Below are 18142 nucleotides of genomic sequence, written 5' to 3'. Positions count from 1 at the left end.
ATCAACGTTGAAATGCACTTTTTGTAAGTTATCATCCATTTTTGAAGGGAAATATGACCGATTCTTCCATGCTTGAGCCATTGGATCGCATCGATCTCAAGATCATGCGTCTGCTGCAAAAAAATGGACGCCTGAGCAATGCCGAGCTGGCGGAGCAGGTCTCCATCAGTGCAGCCACTTGCCACCGCCGCACCCAGCGCCTATTCAAAGACGGCTATCTCAGTGGTGTCCGCGCCATGGTTGCGCCCAGCAAAGTCGAGCGGGGCGCGCTGGTAATGGTGGGTGTTGTGCTAGATCGCTCAACACCTGAAAGCTTCGCTGATTTCGAAGCTGCCGCCGCGAAACTAAGCTTTGTGCTCGACTGCCATCTTGTCGCGGGTGACTTTGATTATTTTTTAAAGATCCGCGTCCGCGACATGGCCGATTTCAACCGCATTCACGGCAGCCAATTGATCGCCCTACCAGGTGTGCGCCAAACGCGCACCTTTTTTGTGATGAAAGAAGTGGTTGACAATCGGGCGTTGGAGTTTTGAGCGCCAAACCGTTCACTCCGCAAGCTGCACGCAAACGCCACGCTCAGGGATGAACACGCACCAAAACAAAAAAGCCGGGCTAAACCCGGCTTTTTAAAGATCATAGTTCTGAAAATCAGTTCAAGCGCGTCTTCACGTCGCTCACGCCAGCCTTAAACAAACGGGCCTGAAGGTCAGCATCACTCTGCTTTGCCAGAACGGTTTGTGCCGCAGCTGTCGCCAAATCAACGGCAGCAGCACGAACAGCGTTGACCGCATCCGTTTCCGCCTGCTTGATTTTTTGCTCAGAAATTGCGTTGCGACGGGCAACGAATTCTTCGGTCTTGGCCTTGGCGTCGGCGGCCAAGGCAGCAGCTTCGCGCTGAGCCACAGCAACAATAGCGGCGGCTTCGGCTTCGGCCTCTTTGCTCTTTTTCTGATAGTCAGCCAGCAGAGCCTGAGCTTCTTCGCGAAGACGCTTGGCTTCCGCCAGTTCTTCGCGGATATTTTCAGCCCGCTCATCCAGCGACTTGGCCATCATGCCCGGAACCTTGAGATAGGCAACCAGAGCAAGAAAAATGACAAGACCGACAAAGGCAAAGAAAGTTGCATCATATTCCATCTGATCAACCTCTCTTTTCTGCTGTCACAGCGGCGGCAGCATCAGCAGCGCTCAACGGCTTACCAGTGAGCTGCTCAACGATGACGGCAACCGTTTCCGTTGCGATGGTGTCGACTTCAGCGATGGCCTTTGCCTTCATAGCGGCAATGCTGGCTTCAGCTTCAGCAATCTTTTTGGCAAGCTCGGCTTCAACAGCTTTGCGTTCTGCAGCGGCTTCTGCCTTGGCAGCTTCGCGAGCAGCAGAGGCGATCTGAACGCCTTTTGCTTTCGCTGCGCTCAATTCTTTTTCATAGCCCTCAACGGCAGCATCCGATTCGGCCTTCAAACGGCGGGCTTCTTCGATGTCCTGAGCGATACGATCATGGCGATTTTCCAGGATACCGCCAACGCGCGGCACGATAACCCGCTGCATCAGCACATAGAAAACACCAAAGGTAATGACCAGCCAAAGCAGCTGAGATGCAAATGTCGTATGGTCAAAGGGAGGAAAAACGCCCTTGCCATGCTCGGCTCCGTGGGGAACGCCAGTCTCAGTGTGGGTCACAGCCGTTGCCGGGGCTTCCTCGGCGTAGGCGGGGGTAACGAACATACTCGCCTCCAGTATCCTGCAAATGCAAGAGATCACGGCATGCTAGAGAGCAAACCGTGATCCCGTAATTTCACTGAAATTAAACAGCGAACAGGAGCAGGAGAGCAACGAGCAGCGAGAAGATGCCCAAAGCTTCCGTAACGGCGAAGCCGAATACCAGACGGCCGAACTGGCTGTCAGCAGCAGACGGATTGCGCAGTGCGCCCGAAAGGTAGTTGCCGAAAATGTTGCCAAGGCCAAGAGCTGTGCCGGCCATGCCAAAGCAAGCGAGACCTGCGCCGATGTACTTTGCTGCTTCCGCGTCCATGATTGTACTCCTTTGAATGGTTATTGCGGCGTATGACTGACGCTATCGAGCGCCAATGTCGTTATCCTTAGTGACCGCCCGGATGGATTGCGTCGTTCAGATACATGCATGTCAGCACGGCGAAGACGTAAGCCTGCAGGAAGGCAACCAGGAACTCAAGACCAGTCAATGCGACGGTCATAGCGAGAGGAAGGATTGCGCCACCGACGCCAAGAGCGCCAAGGCTGCCAAGCGAAGCAACGAAGCCCGCGAAAACCTTCAGTGTGATGTGACCGGCCAGCATGTTGGCGAACAGTCGGATAGACAAAGAAATCGGGCGTGACAAGAAGGAAATCACTTCAATTGGCACAACCAGAAGCAAAAGTGCGCCAGGCACACCCGATGGCACGAACAACTGGAAGAAGCCAAGACCGTGCTTATAAAAACCGTAGACCAACACAGTACCGATCACGAAAATCGCCAAAGCCAGCGTGACGATGATCTGACTGGTGACCGTGAAGAAATATGGCATCATGCCCATGAGGTTGGCGGTAAGCACAAACATGAACAGTGAAAAGACCATGGGGAAGAACTTCATCCCATGGCTTCCGGCCCCTTCTCGCAGCATTGACGCCACAAATTCGTAGGACATCTCGGCAACAGACTGCGCACGACCCGGAATAAGGCCACGGTTAGATGTTGCGAAATATAGAAAACCAGCAGCAACCGCCACCGTTGCAACCATGAACAAGGAAGCATTGGTGAACGAGAAATCTATGCCACCAATCTCGATCGGAACAATCTTGTGGATCTGGAACTGATGGGTCGGATCGTTTGACACCTGTTGATCTCTCTCGCTTTTGCCACCCGCAAGTGGCGTCCGTTCCTGTCCGCCCAGATGCAAAGCATCCGAACGCTGTTATTTTTTTACACCTGGCTTGCGGTCAGCGGGATGTGGTGACGTCACCACACCGCTTGCGCGAAGCACATTCAACACGCCTGCACAGAACCCCAGCAACAAGAGGACAATGAGTCCCCAAGGCGATGTTCCTGCCAAACGGTCGATCACGAAACCAAGAACTGCGCCCACGATGACGGCAGAGAGAAACTCGCTGGAGATTTTCATCGCCTGAGCATAGCCTTTTCGGCTTGTCTCGGCGCGCTGATCTTTTGCGGCCTCTTCCCCGTCATGCATCTTCTTGGCGACCAATTTGGTCTCAAGCTGATTGCGACGACGTTCCAGCTCATTCTCGCGCTCATCCATTGCTAATCCTCCGTCCGAAACCAGACATTGCCATAAAATAGCCTGCCCGGATAGCAAACGTAGCGGATTTTCAATGGTCCAGCCCGTTCTAAAGTTGGCGCACCATAATTTTGCCCGTCGCTATAGTCAAGGCATTGAACACGCTTGTTTCACGACAAATTAACTGAGATAAAACAGATAGATAGAAGAAAAAATCAGTTTTTTCTCACAAACCTGCGCCAAATTGCCTACCTCGCTCCTGTAAAAACCCGGAATCACCCCCAGATTTTTGCCCCAATTATGGCGCGATATTGGGCGCGACCGCGTTCTTTCGCAAGATTGCGAAAAATGCCCCGCGCGCCCCGAATCTCTTAAATAATCACGTGCGAACCCAACTCCACCACGCGATTGGCTGGCAGACGGAAATAATCCGATGGGTCGGTGGCCGAGTTGGCAAGCGCGATAAACAGCCTATCCTGCCAGTTGGGCATGCCTGCCTTGGCGTCTGGAACCAGCTTGCGACGGCCCAGATAGAAGGAGGTCGACATGATATCGAACTTCAACCCGCCCTTTCGCAGCTTTGCCAGCGCCTGCGACACATTTTGCTGCTCCATATAGCCAAAGCGGATTTCGACCCGGCTGAACCGTTCCGACAGGCTTTCGGCCACAAACCGCTCTGCCTCGGTGGCGCGCGGCCGATTGACCGTCTTGATGGTGAGAATGATGTTTTTCTCGTGCAGAACGTGATTGTGCTTGAGATTGTGCAGCAGTGCCGCTGGGGCGGTTTCCGGGTCGCTGGTCAGGAATATCGCCGTACCAGACACGGAAACCGGCCCGTGCTCGCTCTTGCGCTCAATCGACGGAATGAAGGACGACAGCGGGATATCGGCATGGCGGGTCTTGGCAAACAGAATGGCCGTACCGCGCCTCCATGTCCACATGACAATGGTGAAGCCAGCGGCAAAAAACACCGGGATATAGCCGCCATCATGGATTTTAAGCAGGTTTGCGCCCAAAAACACCATTTCCAGCGCCAAAAGCGGCACAATGATTGCCAGCGCCAAAAGCGGCGACCACTTCCATTTCACCCGCACAAATTCGAAGGCCATAATGGTGGTCACAACCATCGCACCCGTGACGGAGATGCCGTAGGCCGTCGCCAGCGCATCTGAGCTTTCAAACAGCAAGACCAGTCCGAGAACGCCGATCAGCAGCAGAGTGTTGACGGCAGGCAGATAAATCTGTCCGGTGTTGGTTTCAGATGTGAAGGTGATTTCCATACGCGGCAGAAAGCCAAGGTGAATGGCCTGACGCACCATGGAAAACGCCCCGGTTATAACCGCCTGGCTGGCAATAACCGTGGCGGCAGTGGCCAGGATAATGACCGGAATAATCGCCCAGCTTGGGAACATCAGGTAGAAAGGATCTTTCGCCATGGAAGGATCTTTCAGCACCAACGCGCCCTGCCCCAGATAGTTAAGCACAAGTGCGGGAAAGACCAGGCAGAACCAGGCAAGCTGAATGGGCTTACGACCAAAGTGGCCGAGGTCAGCATAAAGCGCTTCGGCACCGGTGACCGTCAAAAACACCGCGCCGAGCACAACGAAGCCAAGGAACTTTTCCTGAAAGAGGAATGTCACCGCATTGATGGGGTTAAACGCCCAGAAAATCGCCGGATCATCGAAAATATGGCTGATGCCACCAGCGGCCATGACCAGAAACCACACCACCGTGATGGGGCCAAACAGATTGGCAACCGCCCCTGTGCCACGCGATTGCATGGCAAACAGGATGATCAGAATCACCACTGAAATCGGCACAACAAAGGGGCTTGCCTGCGGCGCGACCAGTTTCAGGCCTTCCACCGCCGACAAAACGGAAAGGGCTGGCGTAATCATGGCGTCGCCCAAAAACAGCGCGGCACCAATCAAACCCAGCACCATCAGCACCAGCGTGCGGCGGCCGGCTGTCTTGCTCAAAAGGGCCAGCAGCGACAGGGTGCCGCCTTCGCCATCATTGTCGGCGCGCAGCAAGAACAGCACATATTTCAAGGTGACGATGATTGTCAGGGTCCATACAATCAAAGATGTGAGGCCAATCACTTCAAATCTGGTGATACCATCATAAGAAATGGGCTTTAGCGCTTCACGAAAAGCGTAGAGCGGGCTGGTGCCGATATCGCCATAGACGACACCGACGGAGCCAAGGGCGGGCAACAACAGGTTGCGCAGGCCATTTTTTCCGTTCGACGCATGGGATGTATCGTGAGACATTGATCTTTACAGGCTCTCAGAGCCAGCCTTTCCAACGAAAAAACAGGAAGGGGACAACGGCGGAAACCACCATGAAAAACAAGGCGACGGGGTAACCAAAGTGCCAGTTCAGCTCGGGCATAACGTGAAAATTCATTCCATAGATGGACGCCACCAGTGTCGGCGGCAAGAATACCACGGAAGCAATTGAGAAAATCTTGATGATGGCATTCTGCTCAACATTGATCAGGCCAAGCGACGCATCCAGCATAAAGCTGATATTGCTGCTGATAAAGCCAGCATGTTCCGAGAGCGAATGAACGTCATGCGCCACCACCATGCAAAGCTCTTTCGCATCCTCGCTGGCCTTGACCGGATCGGCTGAGGCCAAGAAGGACACCAGACGCGATAGCGATACCAAGCTGTCACGCGTTTTGCTGACAAGGCGGTGGTAGCTGGCAATATCCACCAGCTTGTCCTCGAGAAAATGCGGCGGCCGCGATTTGTGCAATTTTCGCTCAATGAACACGTCGCTGGAGAGCGCATCCAGCCGTGCACCGGCAATTTCCAGCACTTCGGCGGTGCGATCCACCACCGTTTCCAACAGGCGCATCAGCAACACAGACCCTTTGCTGCAATTGACCTGATTGCGCGCAAGAGCGGCTGCAAACAAGCCGAACGACTTTGGCTCGGCATAGCGCACGGTGACAATGCGATTGCCCCCCAGAATAAACGCCACATCTGCCAGCTCTGGTACATTGGATTCGGCTTTGCAGATCAGGGATGCCGTCATGTAAACGCCATGATCATCGGTGTACAGTCGGCTTGACGGCTCGATGTCTTTCAAGTCATCGCGGGTCGGCAGCGGCATGGCCAGAAGGGTTTCCGCCAACCGCTCCTCGGTTTTATCCGGATTGAGCAGATCGACCCACAAAATATCGTCAGCAAGGCGCGTTGGCGCATCGCTGGGCAGAATGACATCCACCGTCCCGTCACACCTGTAAGCTCTAATCAAACGTGATACCTTCGTCCCATGGCCTCGACATCACCCCGTATCACCCTGACACGATAACGACGCTGCAACACCGATATTCAAACCCGCTACAGCGCCGCGCGCCTTCCATGGCGCGCAAAGCTTTTCTGTAGCTCTTTATCTTTGTTGCATCATGTTCAAATCACCCCTCTGCGGGAATTGAAACCTGCAATAAATCTCCAGAGCATTGTTGCCACCACCACCACAGATGGCTGCAATTTACTGTGTTGCGGAAGATCTTAACCGATTAAATCCGCCCGTTGGCGTTATTTTTTCGTGTGCGGTGCACTCGTCTTCAACAGCGAACCAATAACACCTGCCGACAAGATAGCAAGGGTAATTACAAGCGAGGGCAACGGTGGAATATGCAGAAGGCCCAGCATATCACCGATCAAGATCTTGCCGCCGATGAAAATCAGCACGGCCGACAACGCATATTTCAACAAGATAAAGCGTTCCAGCATGGCGGAAAGCGCAAAATATAGCGCGCGCAGACCCAAAATCGCGGCAATATTGGACGTGAAGACAATATAGGGATCGGTGGTGATTGAAAAAATCGCCGGCACACTATCAACAGCGAAAATAACATCGGCCAGTTCCACCATCACCAAAGCCAGAAACAGCGGCGTTGCGTAGAGTTTTGTCTTTTCAACCGCATCACCCTCTGCCGGAAGACGCACAAAAAACTTCTCGCCATGCAATTCCTCGGTCATTCGCACGCGCTTGTGCAAAAAGGCAAGGATGGGATTGCTCGATACGTCAAATTCTTCATCAGCCGACAAAAGCATCTTGATGCCCGTGTAAACCAGAAAGGCAGCAAACAGGTACAAAACCCAATGGAATTGATCGACAATCGCAGTCCCCGCAGCCACCATGATGCCGCGCAACAGCACCACACCGATAATGCCATAGACCAGAGCCCGATGCTGGAGATGCTGGGGAATGCGGAAATAGCTGAAAATCAGGGCGATAACAAAGATATTGTCCAGCGACAGGCTTTCTTCCACCACATAGCCGGTGAGATACAGAATGGCCGCGTCATGGCCCACGCGCCACCAGATAAAGCCGCCAAAGGCGACACCCATGGCAATATAAAAGGCAGAGAGTTTCATGCTCTGCGCCACATCAATATGGCGGGTCTTTTTGCTCAACAAGCCAAGATCAATTGTCAGCAGAACGGCAACAAACAGAAGAAAGCCCAGCCACATCCACAGGGGCTGGCCGAGAAAATCAGCAGCAATAAGGGTCATGAATTTTATTCTCTTACGGCGTTTTCAATGAAAACAACTCCGACATCACGGGAAAGCCGAATTTCCCGCCAGAGGGGCCCGCAGTTGCGCACCTATGGTGCGATCACGCCGGTATGACTCATCATCACAAAAAATTCAAGTTTTCGCTTCTCCACCGGTGCAATTTGATTTTTATCAATGCAGCCTGAGGTGATGATTGGCATATTTTCAATCGACAGACGGCATTGGGCAAAAGCCGTCATGTCTCTTCCGTTCAACCCTACACTGTTGGCGGTGTCGCCGTTGCAGCCGATTTCAAAGGCTGCAACGGCGACATTTTTGAACCGCCTCTGGCTTATTCCCAGGTGATTTTCGGCGCTTTGCGCGCAGAATGCCGCTGCACTTCCTGCCAGACCTTGGCGGCAATATCGCGATAGACTTGGCTTTGCACATTGTCAGGCTCGCTGACAACGATGGGTGTTCCTGCGTCCGATTTCTCGCGAATCGATATGGTCAGCGGCACTTCGCCCAGGAATGGTACACCAATGGCGTCCGCTTCGGCCTTGGCGCCGCCATGACCAAAAATATCGTAGCGATTGCCAGTGTCTGGCGCGATGAAATAGCTCATGTTCTCAACAATGCCCAACACCGGCACTTCGACCTTGTTGAACATGTTGATTCCTTTGCGGGCATCAATCAGAGCCAGATCCTGTGGGGTGGATACAATCACGGCACCGGTCAGTGGCACCTGTTGCGCCATGGTCAATTGCGCATCACCCGTGCCGGGCGGCATATCGACCACCAGCACATCCAGCTGTCCCCAGGCCACTTCGCGCAACATCTGCATCAGGGCTGATTGCACCATGGGTCCGCGCCAAATCATGGCCGTGCCCTCATCAACCAGAAAGCCCATGGACATGGCTTTGAGGCCATAATTTTCCATCGGCACAATGATGCGCCCATCAATCTGCTCGGGCCGACCGGAAATCCCCAAAAGGCGGGGCATGGACGGGCCATAGACATCCGCATCGAGAATGCCGACTTTCAAGCCATTGGCCATCAGCGCCAGGGCAAGATTGACGGCGGTGGTGGATTTGCCAACGCCCCCCTTGCCGGATGCAACGGCAACAATGGCACCGATGCCGGGAATATCTGCTTTCGCCTGTTTCGGAGGCTGACCAGCCGGTGCGTGGGAATGGGTATGGGAATGCGCGGGCTTGCCCGCAGGATTGGCCGATGGTGCCCCCGCCTTGCGCTCTGCCGTCAGGCTGACCAGCGCACCTTTAACGCCGGGGAGCGCCTTCACCACGCGCTCGGCCGCCATCCGCAATGGCTCAAGTTCCTTGGCGCGTTCGGCTGGCACATTGATGGAAAAATACACTTTGGCATCGGAAATGAACACGTCGGAGACCATGCCAAGATCGACGATATTGCCCTCAAGATCAGGACCGCGCACGGTTTTCAGAGCATCAAGAACAGTGTTTTTATCGGGCACCATGGCTGAACTTCCCGGTTGGATGGCCTGCCCCCTTTTAACAGGAAGGCCAGAGCTTTGAATGAAGTGACGTGAAAGTCGATACATCGGTGATGTAGCGCCGTTTTACCACCCCTTATTGCAAATTCTTCAAAATCGGAACGCCTATATGCATTTATATCCCACCTCGGCCCAAACAAAAACCGCCGGACCAACACTGCTGAATGCAGGTGGAACCGGCGGCGTTTGTGTGAGCGCCTTCTTTGGTGCGCCCTTTTCAAAGTCCCCTCTGGACTTCTTTTCCTTTGCCATGCACGAAGCATGCCAAACTTAAAACACGGCATTTCTGGCGGCTCGGACAACAGGATTCAGCCTATATGCCCAGAATTTAAAACCCGGCCGCGCGCGCTGCCTAAAAAACATACACCAGAATAAAATGACTGCAATTCACTTTGATGTAAATTTCCGCATACATGCACAGATCAAGACCCAAGATGCTGTTCCAGCCGGTCGGGATCAAAAATTGCGCCATCGAAAAAGCGCTCGGATTCAGACGGGACGATTGGTGTAGACGCGCCCGCATTATGCAGCCTGCCTTTGGCCTGCCGCACATCATGCGTTTCGGGCATGGGCGCAAAAATGGGCTTTAAGGCACGGCGATAGAGATCAGACCGATAGGTCTTCACCACACTGTCGCGGTTTTCTGCAGAATGGACAACATGACCGGCCCGCACCATCTGGCTGTAAAACCACAGCGCCTGACTTTGCCTTGGAAAGCCTGAGGTTTTGCGCTCCAGCACCATAAAGCCATCCAGATGCTGCGAAACTCCGGGCGCAATTGTCACCTCACCAGTCAAGGCTGGCAGCATCAGATGCCCGTCAACGCCAAGATGGCGCGGAGCTGCCAAAATGCCAGCCAGTTCCTCGATATTGTCGGGATTGCCACACCATTGGGCGGATCGATGCAGGGCGCGCAACAAGGCATCCACTGCAAGCTCGTTGGCTTGCACCCAACGCTTTGAGAGGCCAAGCACCTTATCCGGTCCGTCGCGCCAAATTTCGGCGCTGGTGGTGAGAATACGCCCAACACCTTTGCTCACCGCCATGCTGTTCCACGGCTCGGCCGCGCAAAACCCGTGAATGGCACCCTCTGACAGGGCGTCGGTCATCAATGGCGATGGCAAAGCCACGACATCCACGTCGCGCCCCACAACCAGACCGCTGGCGTTTAGCCAATAACGAAGCTGATACCCCTGACTGGAATGGTCGAACCCGATGGCAAAGCGAAGAGGTTTCAGCGAAGCAGGGCGGCGACTGACAACGGCTTTGAGCGCCTGTCCCGCCGCGCCTGGATCAAGACGGATTGGATCATGTTTGGGCTGTGCTTGCGCCAGCATATCAAACAGTGCCTTGGACACCGTAACGGCACCGCCCGCCAAATTCAGCGTCATCGCAACCAGCAAGGCAGGTGAAACCGGATAAAGCCCCAGATTGGCGGCCAGCGGCAGAGGTGCAGGCATGGGGGCACCATCCAATTGACCGACCGCCACACGGTCTCGAATATTGGCCCATGTGGTCTCGCGCACCAGACGCAAGTGAAGCCCCTCGTCGGCGGCAAAACCCTTTTCCGAGGCAATGATCAGCGCGGCACTATCGACAAAGGGCATAAAGCCCAAAGTCACCTCCATGAGACCGCCAATTGTCTACCCATCCTGCTCTTTCCTCGCCGCGCAGCCGTCGGCAAAATGCTTACCTTATCAGACCCAATCGCAATGATTTGGCAACGGCCTGGGTCCGATTGACCGTGTCCAGCTTTTTGGTGGCACGGTTGAGATAGTGATTGATGGTGTGTTCAGACAGGCCCATGATTTCAGCAATTTCGATGGATGTCTTGCCAGCCGAGGTCCAGCTCAGGCACTCGATCTCACGCTCGGTCAAGGTTTCCTTGACGCAGGCATCCATCTCGCGAATTTCTGCCAGCCGATTGAAAACATGGGCGGAGACATGGTGGAGCAAGACAACATCAATGAAGGACAACTCACCCCACTCGCCAGAAATAGCGACAGCACCCCGATTTCCAGCAAAATCAAAGACAGGGAAAGAAGCATTCCGAAGCAGGTTGTGAGCGCGCAAAATAGTGGTGGCGCGATCCGCGGTCTTTGCATCGCGTTCACGCGCGATTGTTGCAAGATCAAACAGCACCGGCAAAGAAGTGTTGCGCAGCCGGTGAAAAATAGGACTGGTGGGCAACAAGGTCGCCTCGTCATATTCACTCAGCAATTCGGCAGGCCAATTGGTGATCACAGAGCAACTGGCGAGATGGAGCGCGTCAACCGGTGGCATATTCATAACCAGGAAAAACTTGGCACCAAAATACTCGCCAATCTGCTTCATAAACCGGAACACATCAAACTGCGTTTTGGACGTCGCAAGATCAGCCAAAAACCGCTCCACATCGGCCACCTTTGACGGGGAATCCTGTAGAACAATCAGATTATCGCCCATTTCATTGACACGTCTCATGTTTTCATCCGGAAATTTCTGTCCTGACATCGACAAGCTCAAGAACAAAGTCAATTTCAGAATCACAGGCTCTGCGGCGTCAAGGTATAACACCGCAAGGATTATGGGTATGATTTTCTCCTCGAACCGATTTCGAATATCGATTTCAAACGTCGATTGCGATTCAAGAAACTCTGGACAGACGTGCTACGCCCAGATGTCTTCATAGACAGCAAAGCCAATATCGACAAATTTAACCAAAGCGTGGCCAAAGGGTGGAATTTGCATCCCTCCAGCCGCCATCGTCATTTTCTTTTGGATTTTGACATTCTTTAAAGGCTGAGCCAGAAATGAAACCAGCTTTCGCACACATCCAATAGAAACACCAAATCATCAGCATCGCACCGCGACGCGAAAACACATGACACAAAAGCATCATGGGAGAGACCCTTGGAAAAACCTTATTCCGGCACCGTTCTGATTGATACCCGTATGCATCTTGGCGAAGGGCCGACCTATGATGCCACAACCGATACCGCCTGGTGGTTCGACATTCTCGGCAAGGAGCTTTATCAGCACACTGTCGCAAGCGGCGAAACCATCCGCCATTCCCTGCCGATGATGGCCAGCGTGCTGGCGCGCGTCGATGCTGAGCGTCAAATTCTGGCAACAGAGAGCGGAATTTTCCTGCGTGATGTGGCAAGCGGCGCGCTCGAACTTCTCACTGTGCTGGAGGCTGATCGCCCCGGCAATCGCTCCAATGACGGGCGCGTTCATCAAAGCGGGGCTCTATGGGTTGGCACCATGGGCAAAACCGCAGCAGACGGCGCGGGCGCGATCTATCATGTGGCTGGCAAAACCGTGACGCGGCTGTTTGATGCCATCAGCATTCCCAATTCCATCTGCTTTTCACCGGACGGCACCCTTGGTTATTACGTCGATACCCGTGTGAACGTGATGATGAAGGTGGCGCTGGACCCTTCAACAGGCCTGCCCGTTGGCACACCAACCGCGCATATTGACGGGCGCGGACAGCCTGGCGGCATTGATGGTTCAGTCTGCGATGCCGATGGCGGCATCTGGAACGCACGCTGGGGTGTGGGTGCGGTCGACCATTACGACAGCGCGGGCCAACACATGGCGCGCTATAAGGTGCCTGCGGCCCAAACCACCTGCCCGGCCTTCATTGGTCACAATCTCAATCGCCTGCTGATCACCAGCGCAACAGAAGGGCTGGATGATGCGGGCCTCGCTGCCGATCCGCAAGGCGGCCAGACATTTGTTCTGGACGTGAGTGTGAAGGGCCGCCCGGAACCCAGCTTCCGGCTCTAACGCCTCCCGCCGCTTTTTGGCCTGACGCATAATTCCTTAGATCGAAATCGATTTAAGGAGAAACTTATGCAGCAGATTTTATCTGCGCAGTTGCGACAATGCTGATGGAACTTGCATAAAGTTCCATCAAATTGAAAAAATAAAAGGCAAATTTTTACGGAACGATCCTCCTGTTCAAGCATTTCCCTCTCGAACCAAGGCGCTGAAGACGAAACGTCCACGGTGCCGGGATCGAAAACGAAATAGAGATAAAGGTAGGATTAAGATGAAAAAGACACTTAGCATTGTAGCAACGACGATTCTTCTTGGCTCTACTGCTGTAGCTCCTATGGCTTTTGCGCAAGATGCAAAACCAGCCAAGCCAGCTGCTACCGATACTATGAAAAATGAAACAACGACCACAACCAAGGCTCCGATGGCCACAGACTCGATGGCAACACAGGAAGTCTATCTGACCCAGCAGGGCGCTGATCAGCTGGCCGCAACCAATTACATCGGTCAGGACGTTTACACCACGGGCGAAAAGAGCATTGGCAAGATCAATGACCTGATCATGCAGAAGGATGGCAAGGTTGTTGCTGCCGTGATCGGCGTGGGTGGCTTCCTGGGCATGGGTGAAAAGAATGTTGCCGTTCCGATCAGCAAGATCACTGTGACCCACGACGTGAAGGATCCGGCTACTCTGCATTTGACAACAATGGAGACGGCAGAAAGCCTGAAGACAGCTCCAGCGTTCAAAACCCTGTCAGAGCAGAAGTCGTAAATCTGAATGATGACGACACAGTGATGTCAAGAATACTCTGATCTCCAGTCAGAGAAGGCGAAGCCCACGGGCTTCGCCTTTTTTTGTGCTGCGTTGATCCCGCGACAATGTCTATTGCGCGTCTTCTGTCTGCTCTGCCCCGCGCTTGGGTTTGACCAAAGGTTCCGGCTGAACCGGGCGATTGTAAAGCATATGCGTGCCCGCCCGCAGTCCATCCACTGCCTGCAATTGCAAACGCTCTTCATCGCGGCGGCGAATATCGGCCTCAATTGCCGTTGCTGTTTCCTCGCCAACGCCAAGGGCGATAATCGCGCTACGACCAAAAGCCAGACCCGATTCCAATGTTTCGCGCAGTTCATACTCGACATTGCGGGCGCGTAAAGACAGGCTATGAACACGATCATAAGAGCGGACAAAAAGCCGACAATGGGGGAATTCTGACGCAATCAGATCGACAATCTTGTCCGTCACCTCACGCTTTTGCGTACAAACGGCAACGATCTTGGCTTTCTCAATCCCTGCGGCCCGCAGCATATCCAGCCGGGTTCCGTCGCCAAAATAGATGCGAAATCCAAACATCGAGGCCTGCCGAATACGGTCGGCGGAATCATCGATGATGGTCACATCCCGGCCACTGGCCAGCAGGATCTGTGCGGCAATCTGGCCGAAACGGGAAAAGCCGATCATCAGCACATCGGAACCGGCCCCTTCAAAATCCTCCTCGATTTCTTCGCGGGCTTCGCCCTTGAGCAAATGGTTGGCCAGGCTTGCCACCACCGGCGTAAGCGCCATGGTCAACGTGACCACAGAAATCAGCAGCGAAGCGGTGGCGTTGGAAAACAGCCCGGCAGACACCGCCGTGGTGAACAGCACAAAGCCGAACTCACCGCCTTGTGGCAAAACGGCTGCGATGCGCAGAGCATCATTATGGTTTGATCCGGCAATCCGGCAAAGCCCATAAATGCTGAGCGCTTTGACCAGCATGATCACTGGCACAGCCAGTGCCAACACCAGAAGATTGTCGAAGATCACATTAAATTGCACAGACAGCCCGACGGCGATGAAAAACAGCGCCTGAAGGATGCCGCGAAACGGCTCGATATCCGCTTCCAGCTCGTGGCGATAGGAGGATTCGGCCAGCATCACGCCAGCCAGAAAAGCCCCCATGGCCATGGAGAGACCAACCGCCTGCATCAACATGGCCGAGCCAAGCACCACAAACAGCGCCGCCGCAATCATCACCTCACGGGCGCCGGTGCGCGCGATGATTTGAAACATCGGTGTCAGCACATAGCGCCCGGTCAAAATCATCGCCAGCGTTGCGGCAATTGCAATGCCAATATCCAGCCACAAGGATGCACTTTGAGAGCCTGCCTGATTGCCCAAAATGGAAATCATCGCCAAAAGCGGCACAATGGCCAGATCCTGAAACAGCAGAACCGAAAAGGTGCGCTGACCATAGGCGCTGTTCATGTCGTTGCGATCATTGAGAATTTGCAGCGCAAATGCCGTGGAGGACAAGGATAGGCCAAAGCCTGCCACCACGGCGGCTTTCCAATCCAGAAGCTGAAACATCACCGCCGCAACTGTCAGCAATCCACCCCCCAGCAGCACTTGCGCACTGCCGAGACCAAAAATATCGGCCCGCATCCGCCACAGCGTCGAGGGTTTCAGTTCCAGCCCGATGACGAACAACAGAAAGACCACGCCCAGTTCTGCCACCGGCAAAATCTCTTCCGCTCCGGTGATGATATGGGCAAGCGGCCCAATCACCGCACCGGCGGCCAGATAGCCCAGCACGGTTCCCAGCCCCAGTTTTCGAAAAATCGGCGCTGCAACAACCGCTCCACCCAGCAACACGAGGGCCTCGGTGAAAATCAAGGTGGGTGCGGTACTCATGGCTGGCCTTTCAGTTTCGTCGAGAGTCTTTTGTTTTCGTTTGTCTCTTCGGGAAAACCGGATTCCACTTTTCCCTGACAAACTCTAGATCGCGATTGAGCAGAATCAGAGCAATGCCCTTGATGCAATCGGTAATGCACAATAAATGGATGGATAACGAAAGGCCAAGCCATGTCATCTGAAAATCAAGCCGACCACCTGCTTTCTCGCGCTCATACGCTTGTTGACCTTGCCCGTAAGGCAGGGGCCGACAAGGCCGATGCCGTTGTGGTGCGCTCGCGTGCCAAAAGCGTCAGCGTGCGCCTGGGCAAAGTGGAATCAACCGAATCCTCCGAGAGCGATGATTTTTCGCTGCGGGTGTTTATCGGCAACAAGGTTGCCTCGGTCTCGGCCAATCCCGGCTTTGATCTTGCGGCCCTTGCCGAACGCGCCGTGGCCATGGCCAAAGTTTCGCCGGAAGATCCCTATACCGGCTTGGCGGATGAACCGGATTTGGCGCGCAGCTATCCCGACCTTGAGCTTTATGATGACACCGAGGTTTCCAGCGATCAATTGCGCGAAGCAGCCCTTGCCACCGAAGAGGCCGCCCGCGCGGTGAAAGGTGTCACCAACTCGCTGGGGGCTGGTGCCTCTGCGGGCATGGGCGGCATGGTTCTTGTCACCTCCCATGGGTTTTCCGGGGCCTATCAGGCCTCACGCTTTTCACGCTCTGTTGGCGTGATCGCTGGCGAAGGCACGGCCATGGAGCGCGATCATGATTTTGACAGTCGCCTTTATTATGCCGATCTCGACAGCCCGGATATCATCGGCCGTCGGGCTGGTGAGCGCACGGTGCGCAAGATCAACCCGCGCAAGGTAGAGACCACCAAAAATCTGACGGTGGTGTTTGATCCGCGTGTGGCGCGCGGCTTTGTCGGGCATATCGCCGGTGCCATTAACGGCGCATCGATTGCCCGCAAGACTTCGTTTTTGCGCGATCGCATGGGCCAACAGGTTTTGAAGGCGGGATTGAACATCACCGACAACCCGATCCGGGTGCGCGGCTCGTCGTCGCGGCCCTTTGATGGTGAAGGTATCACCGGCAAGCCTTTGACGATGATTGAGGACGGGGTGTTGAAACACTGGTTCCTTTCCACCTCCACCGCAAAAGAGCTGGGCCTGCACACCAATGGCCGTGGATCACGCGGCGGCACCGCCGTTTCGCCCTCCTGCACCAATCTGGCGCTGGAGCCGGGCGATATATCGCCACAAGATCTGATCTCGGGCATCAAGAACGGCTTTTACGTGACCGATATGATTGGCCATGGCGTTGATATGGTCACCGGCGATTACAGCCGTGGCGCATCCGGCTTCTGGATCGAGAATGGCGAATTGACCTTTGCGGTCTCAGAGGTCACCATCGCTTCCAATCTCAAGGACATGTTCATGACGATCACGCCTGCCAATGACATTGATCGCAAGTTTGGCATCGCGGCACCCACCATTGCCGTTGAGGGCATGACACTTGCGGGAAAATAAGGGACCAAACGGGTGAGCATGGACAGCCATCAGGACAGTGCGCAGGCAATTGACTGGCAAGACGATCTCTTGCTGATTACCGATGCCGCAACGCAAGCGGGCGCGCTGGCCATGACCTATTTTGGTGCCGACCCGGAAGTGTGGTGGAAAAACAAGGGGCAATCGCCCGTCAGCGCTGCCGATTACGCTGCCAATACGCTGCTATCACAGGTATTGCGCACGGCCCGCCCCTCTTATGGCTGGCTGTCGGAAGAAACCGACGATGACGAAAGCCGCCTGCGTTGCGACACCGTGTTTGTGATTGACCCGATTGATGGCACCCGCGCCTTTCTGGCGGGCAGCAAAACATGGTGCGTCTCGGTGGCGGTTGTGCACAAGGGCCGCCCGGTCGCAGGCGTGCTGGTCGCCCCCGCGCTTTTTGAAGTGTTTACGGCAACCGAGGCTGGCGCTGCCATGCTCAACGGTCAGCCGATCACGGTTGCCACCCGAGAGCCGCATGAGTCCTTGCGGGTTGCCACACCGGCAGAATTGCTCAAGGCTTTTGATGAGGATGTGCGCCACCGGCTGGAGCGGGTGGAGCATGTGCCATCGCTGGCCTATCGGCTGGCCATGGTGGCCGCAGGCCGCATTGATGCGACACTGGTTTTGAAAAACTCCCATGATTGGGATCTGGCAGCGGCTGACTTGATCTTGCAGCGCGCAGGCGGCGCATTGAGCGACATTGATGGCAAGCCACTTTTGTATAATCGCCCCACGGTGCGCCACGGACATTTGCTGGCGGGTTCCAATGCGGTGCTTCCAAACCTGCTGACGACCTTCGCACCGGGGAGAAATACCACGCAGCAATAGTGCCCGCCAAAGGTTGACCTCTGCCGCAAAATCACGCAG

Annotated in this window: 18 protein-coding genes; 5 read left to right on the top strand and 13 right to left on the bottom strand. The window is 54.7% G+C overall.

Annotated features, from left to right (window positions below; all coding sequences use genetic code 11):
* Window positions 1–68: 68 nt before the first annotated feature.
* On the top strand, window positions 69–533 hold the full coding sequence (locus E6C51_RS08795; protein WP_190235783.1) for an Lrp/AsnC family transcriptional regulator: 465 nt from the start codon (window positions 69–71) through the stop codon (window positions 531–533).
* A 115-nt stretch (window positions 534–648) separates the two neighbouring features.
* On the opposite strand, the gene E6C51_RS08790 is transcribed toward E6C51_RS08795, so the two are convergent.
* From E6C51_RS08790 to E6C51_RS08735, 12 genes are all read right to left on the bottom strand, one after another.
* Window positions 649–1134: a F0F1 ATP synthase subunit B gene (locus tag E6C51_RS08790; RefSeq protein ID WP_146931577.1), complete on the bottom strand. Its 486-nt coding sequence runs from the start codon at window positions 1132–1134 to the stop codon at window positions 649–651.
* Between the two features lie 4 nt (window positions 1135–1138).
* On the bottom strand, window positions 1139–1723 hold the full coding sequence (locus E6C51_RS08785) for a F0F1 ATP synthase subunit B (protein WP_190235684.1): 585 nt from the start codon (window positions 1721–1723) through the stop codon (window positions 1139–1141).
* Between the two features lie 79 nt (window positions 1724–1802).
* Window positions 1803–2030: a F0F1 ATP synthase subunit C gene (locus E6C51_RS08780; RefSeq protein ID WP_075638698.1), complete on the bottom strand. Its 228-nt coding sequence runs from the start codon at window positions 2028–2030 to the stop codon at window positions 1803–1805.
* A gap of 67 nt (window positions 2031–2097) precedes the next feature.
* On the bottom strand, window positions 2098–2850 hold the full coding sequence (locus E6C51_RS08775; protein WP_146931581.1) for a F0F1 ATP synthase subunit A: 753 nt from the start codon (window positions 2848–2850) through the stop codon (window positions 2098–2100).
* A gap of 78 nt (window positions 2851–2928) precedes the next feature.
* A complete protein-coding gene (locus tag E6C51_RS08770; RefSeq protein WP_146931583.1) occupies window positions 2929–3273 on the bottom strand; it encodes an AtpZ/AtpI family protein in 345 nt (114 codons plus the stop codon).
* Window positions 3274–3623: 350 nt separating this feature from the next.
* Window positions 3624–5525 (bottom strand): potassium transporter Kup, encoded by a 1902-nt coding sequence (locus tag E6C51_RS08765; protein ID WP_230987145.1) that lies wholly within the window; start codon window positions 5523–5525, stop codon window positions 3624–3626.
* 16 nt (window positions 5526–5541) lie between these two features.
* Window positions 5542–6519, bottom strand: coding sequence for a magnesium/cobalt transporter CorA (corA, locus tag E6C51_RS08760; protein WP_146931585.1), 978 nt, complete (start codon window positions 6517–6519; stop codon window positions 5542–5544).
* Between the two features lie 284 nt (window positions 6520–6803).
* Window positions 6804–7787 (bottom strand): TerC family protein, encoded by a 984-nt coding sequence (locus E6C51_RS08755; RefSeq protein ID WP_190235683.1) that lies wholly within the window; start codon window positions 7785–7787, stop codon window positions 6804–6806.
* A gap of 92 nt (window positions 7788–7879) precedes the next feature.
* Window positions 7880–8029 carry a hypothetical protein gene (locus E6C51_RS08750; protein WP_186827676.1) on the bottom strand — a complete coding sequence of 50 codons (150 nt, stop codon included), beginning with the start codon at window positions 8027–8029 and terminating at the stop codon, window positions 7880–7882.
* A gap of 92 nt (window positions 8030–8121) precedes the next feature.
* The gene (gene apbC, locus E6C51_RS08745) at window positions 8122–9264 is read right to left on the bottom strand and encodes an iron-sulfur cluster carrier protein ApbC (protein WP_190235682.1); all 1143 of its coding nucleotides are present in this window, start codon (window positions 9262–9264) and stop codon (window positions 8122–8124) included.
* Between the two features lie 458 nt (window positions 9265–9722).
* Entirely contained in the window at window positions 9723–10928 is a 1206-nt protein-coding gene (locus tag E6C51_RS08740; RefSeq protein ID WP_190235681.1) for a CmpA/NrtA family ABC transporter substrate-binding protein, read from the bottom strand.
* A 61-nt stretch (window positions 10929–10989) separates the two neighbouring features.
* Complete coding sequence (locus E6C51_RS08735) at window positions 10990–11763, bottom strand: helix-turn-helix transcriptional regulator (RefSeq protein WP_230987142.1); 774 nt, start codon at window positions 11761–11763, stop codon at window positions 10990–10992.
* A 471-nt stretch (window positions 11764–12234) separates the two neighbouring features.
* Between E6C51_RS08735 and E6C51_RS08730 the strand changes: the two genes are divergently transcribed.
* Window positions 12235–13074, top strand: coding sequence for an SMP-30/gluconolactonase/LRE family protein (locus E6C51_RS08730; protein WP_190235781.1), 840 nt, complete (start codon window positions 12235–12237; stop codon window positions 13072–13074).
* 265 nt (window positions 13075–13339) lie between these two features.
* Complete coding sequence (locus E6C51_RS08725) at window positions 13340–13837, top strand: PRC-barrel domain-containing protein (protein ID WP_146931597.1); 498 nt, start codon at window positions 13340–13342, stop codon at window positions 13835–13837.
* Window positions 13838–13948: 111 nt separating this feature from the next.
* On the opposite strand, the gene E6C51_RS08720 is transcribed toward E6C51_RS08725, so the two are convergent.
* Window positions 13949–15736, bottom strand: a complete 1788-nt coding sequence (locus E6C51_RS08720; RefSeq protein WP_190235680.1) for a monovalent cation:proton antiporter-2 (CPA2) family protein — start codon at window positions 15734–15736, stop codon at window positions 13949–13951.
* Between the two features lie 171 nt (window positions 15737–15907).
* Between E6C51_RS08720 and E6C51_RS08715 the strand changes: the two genes are divergently transcribed.
* Together E6C51_RS08715 and E6C51_RS08710 are read left to right on the top strand one after the other, a co-directional pair.
* Window positions 15908–17254: a TldD/PmbA family protein gene (locus E6C51_RS08715; protein ID WP_190235679.1), complete on the top strand. Its 1347-nt coding sequence runs from the start codon at window positions 15908–15910 to the stop codon at window positions 17252–17254.
* An 18-nt stretch (window positions 17255–17272) separates the two neighbouring features.
* Window positions 17273–18103, top strand: coding sequence for a 3'(2'),5'-bisphosphate nucleotidase CysQ (locus tag E6C51_RS08710; protein WP_190235780.1), 831 nt, complete (start codon window positions 17273–17275; stop codon window positions 18101–18103).
* Window positions 18104–18142: the final 39 nt, after the last annotated feature.

Source organism: Gillisella terrae (assembly GCF_004801395.1).
GTDB classification, from domain to species: Bacteria; Pseudomonadota; Alphaproteobacteria; order Rhizobiales; family Rhizobiaceae; genus Allorhizobium; species Allorhizobium terrae.
The sequence above is the reverse complement of the archived record's forward strand: the minus strand, read 5'-3'. Positions and strand labels throughout refer to the sequence as shown.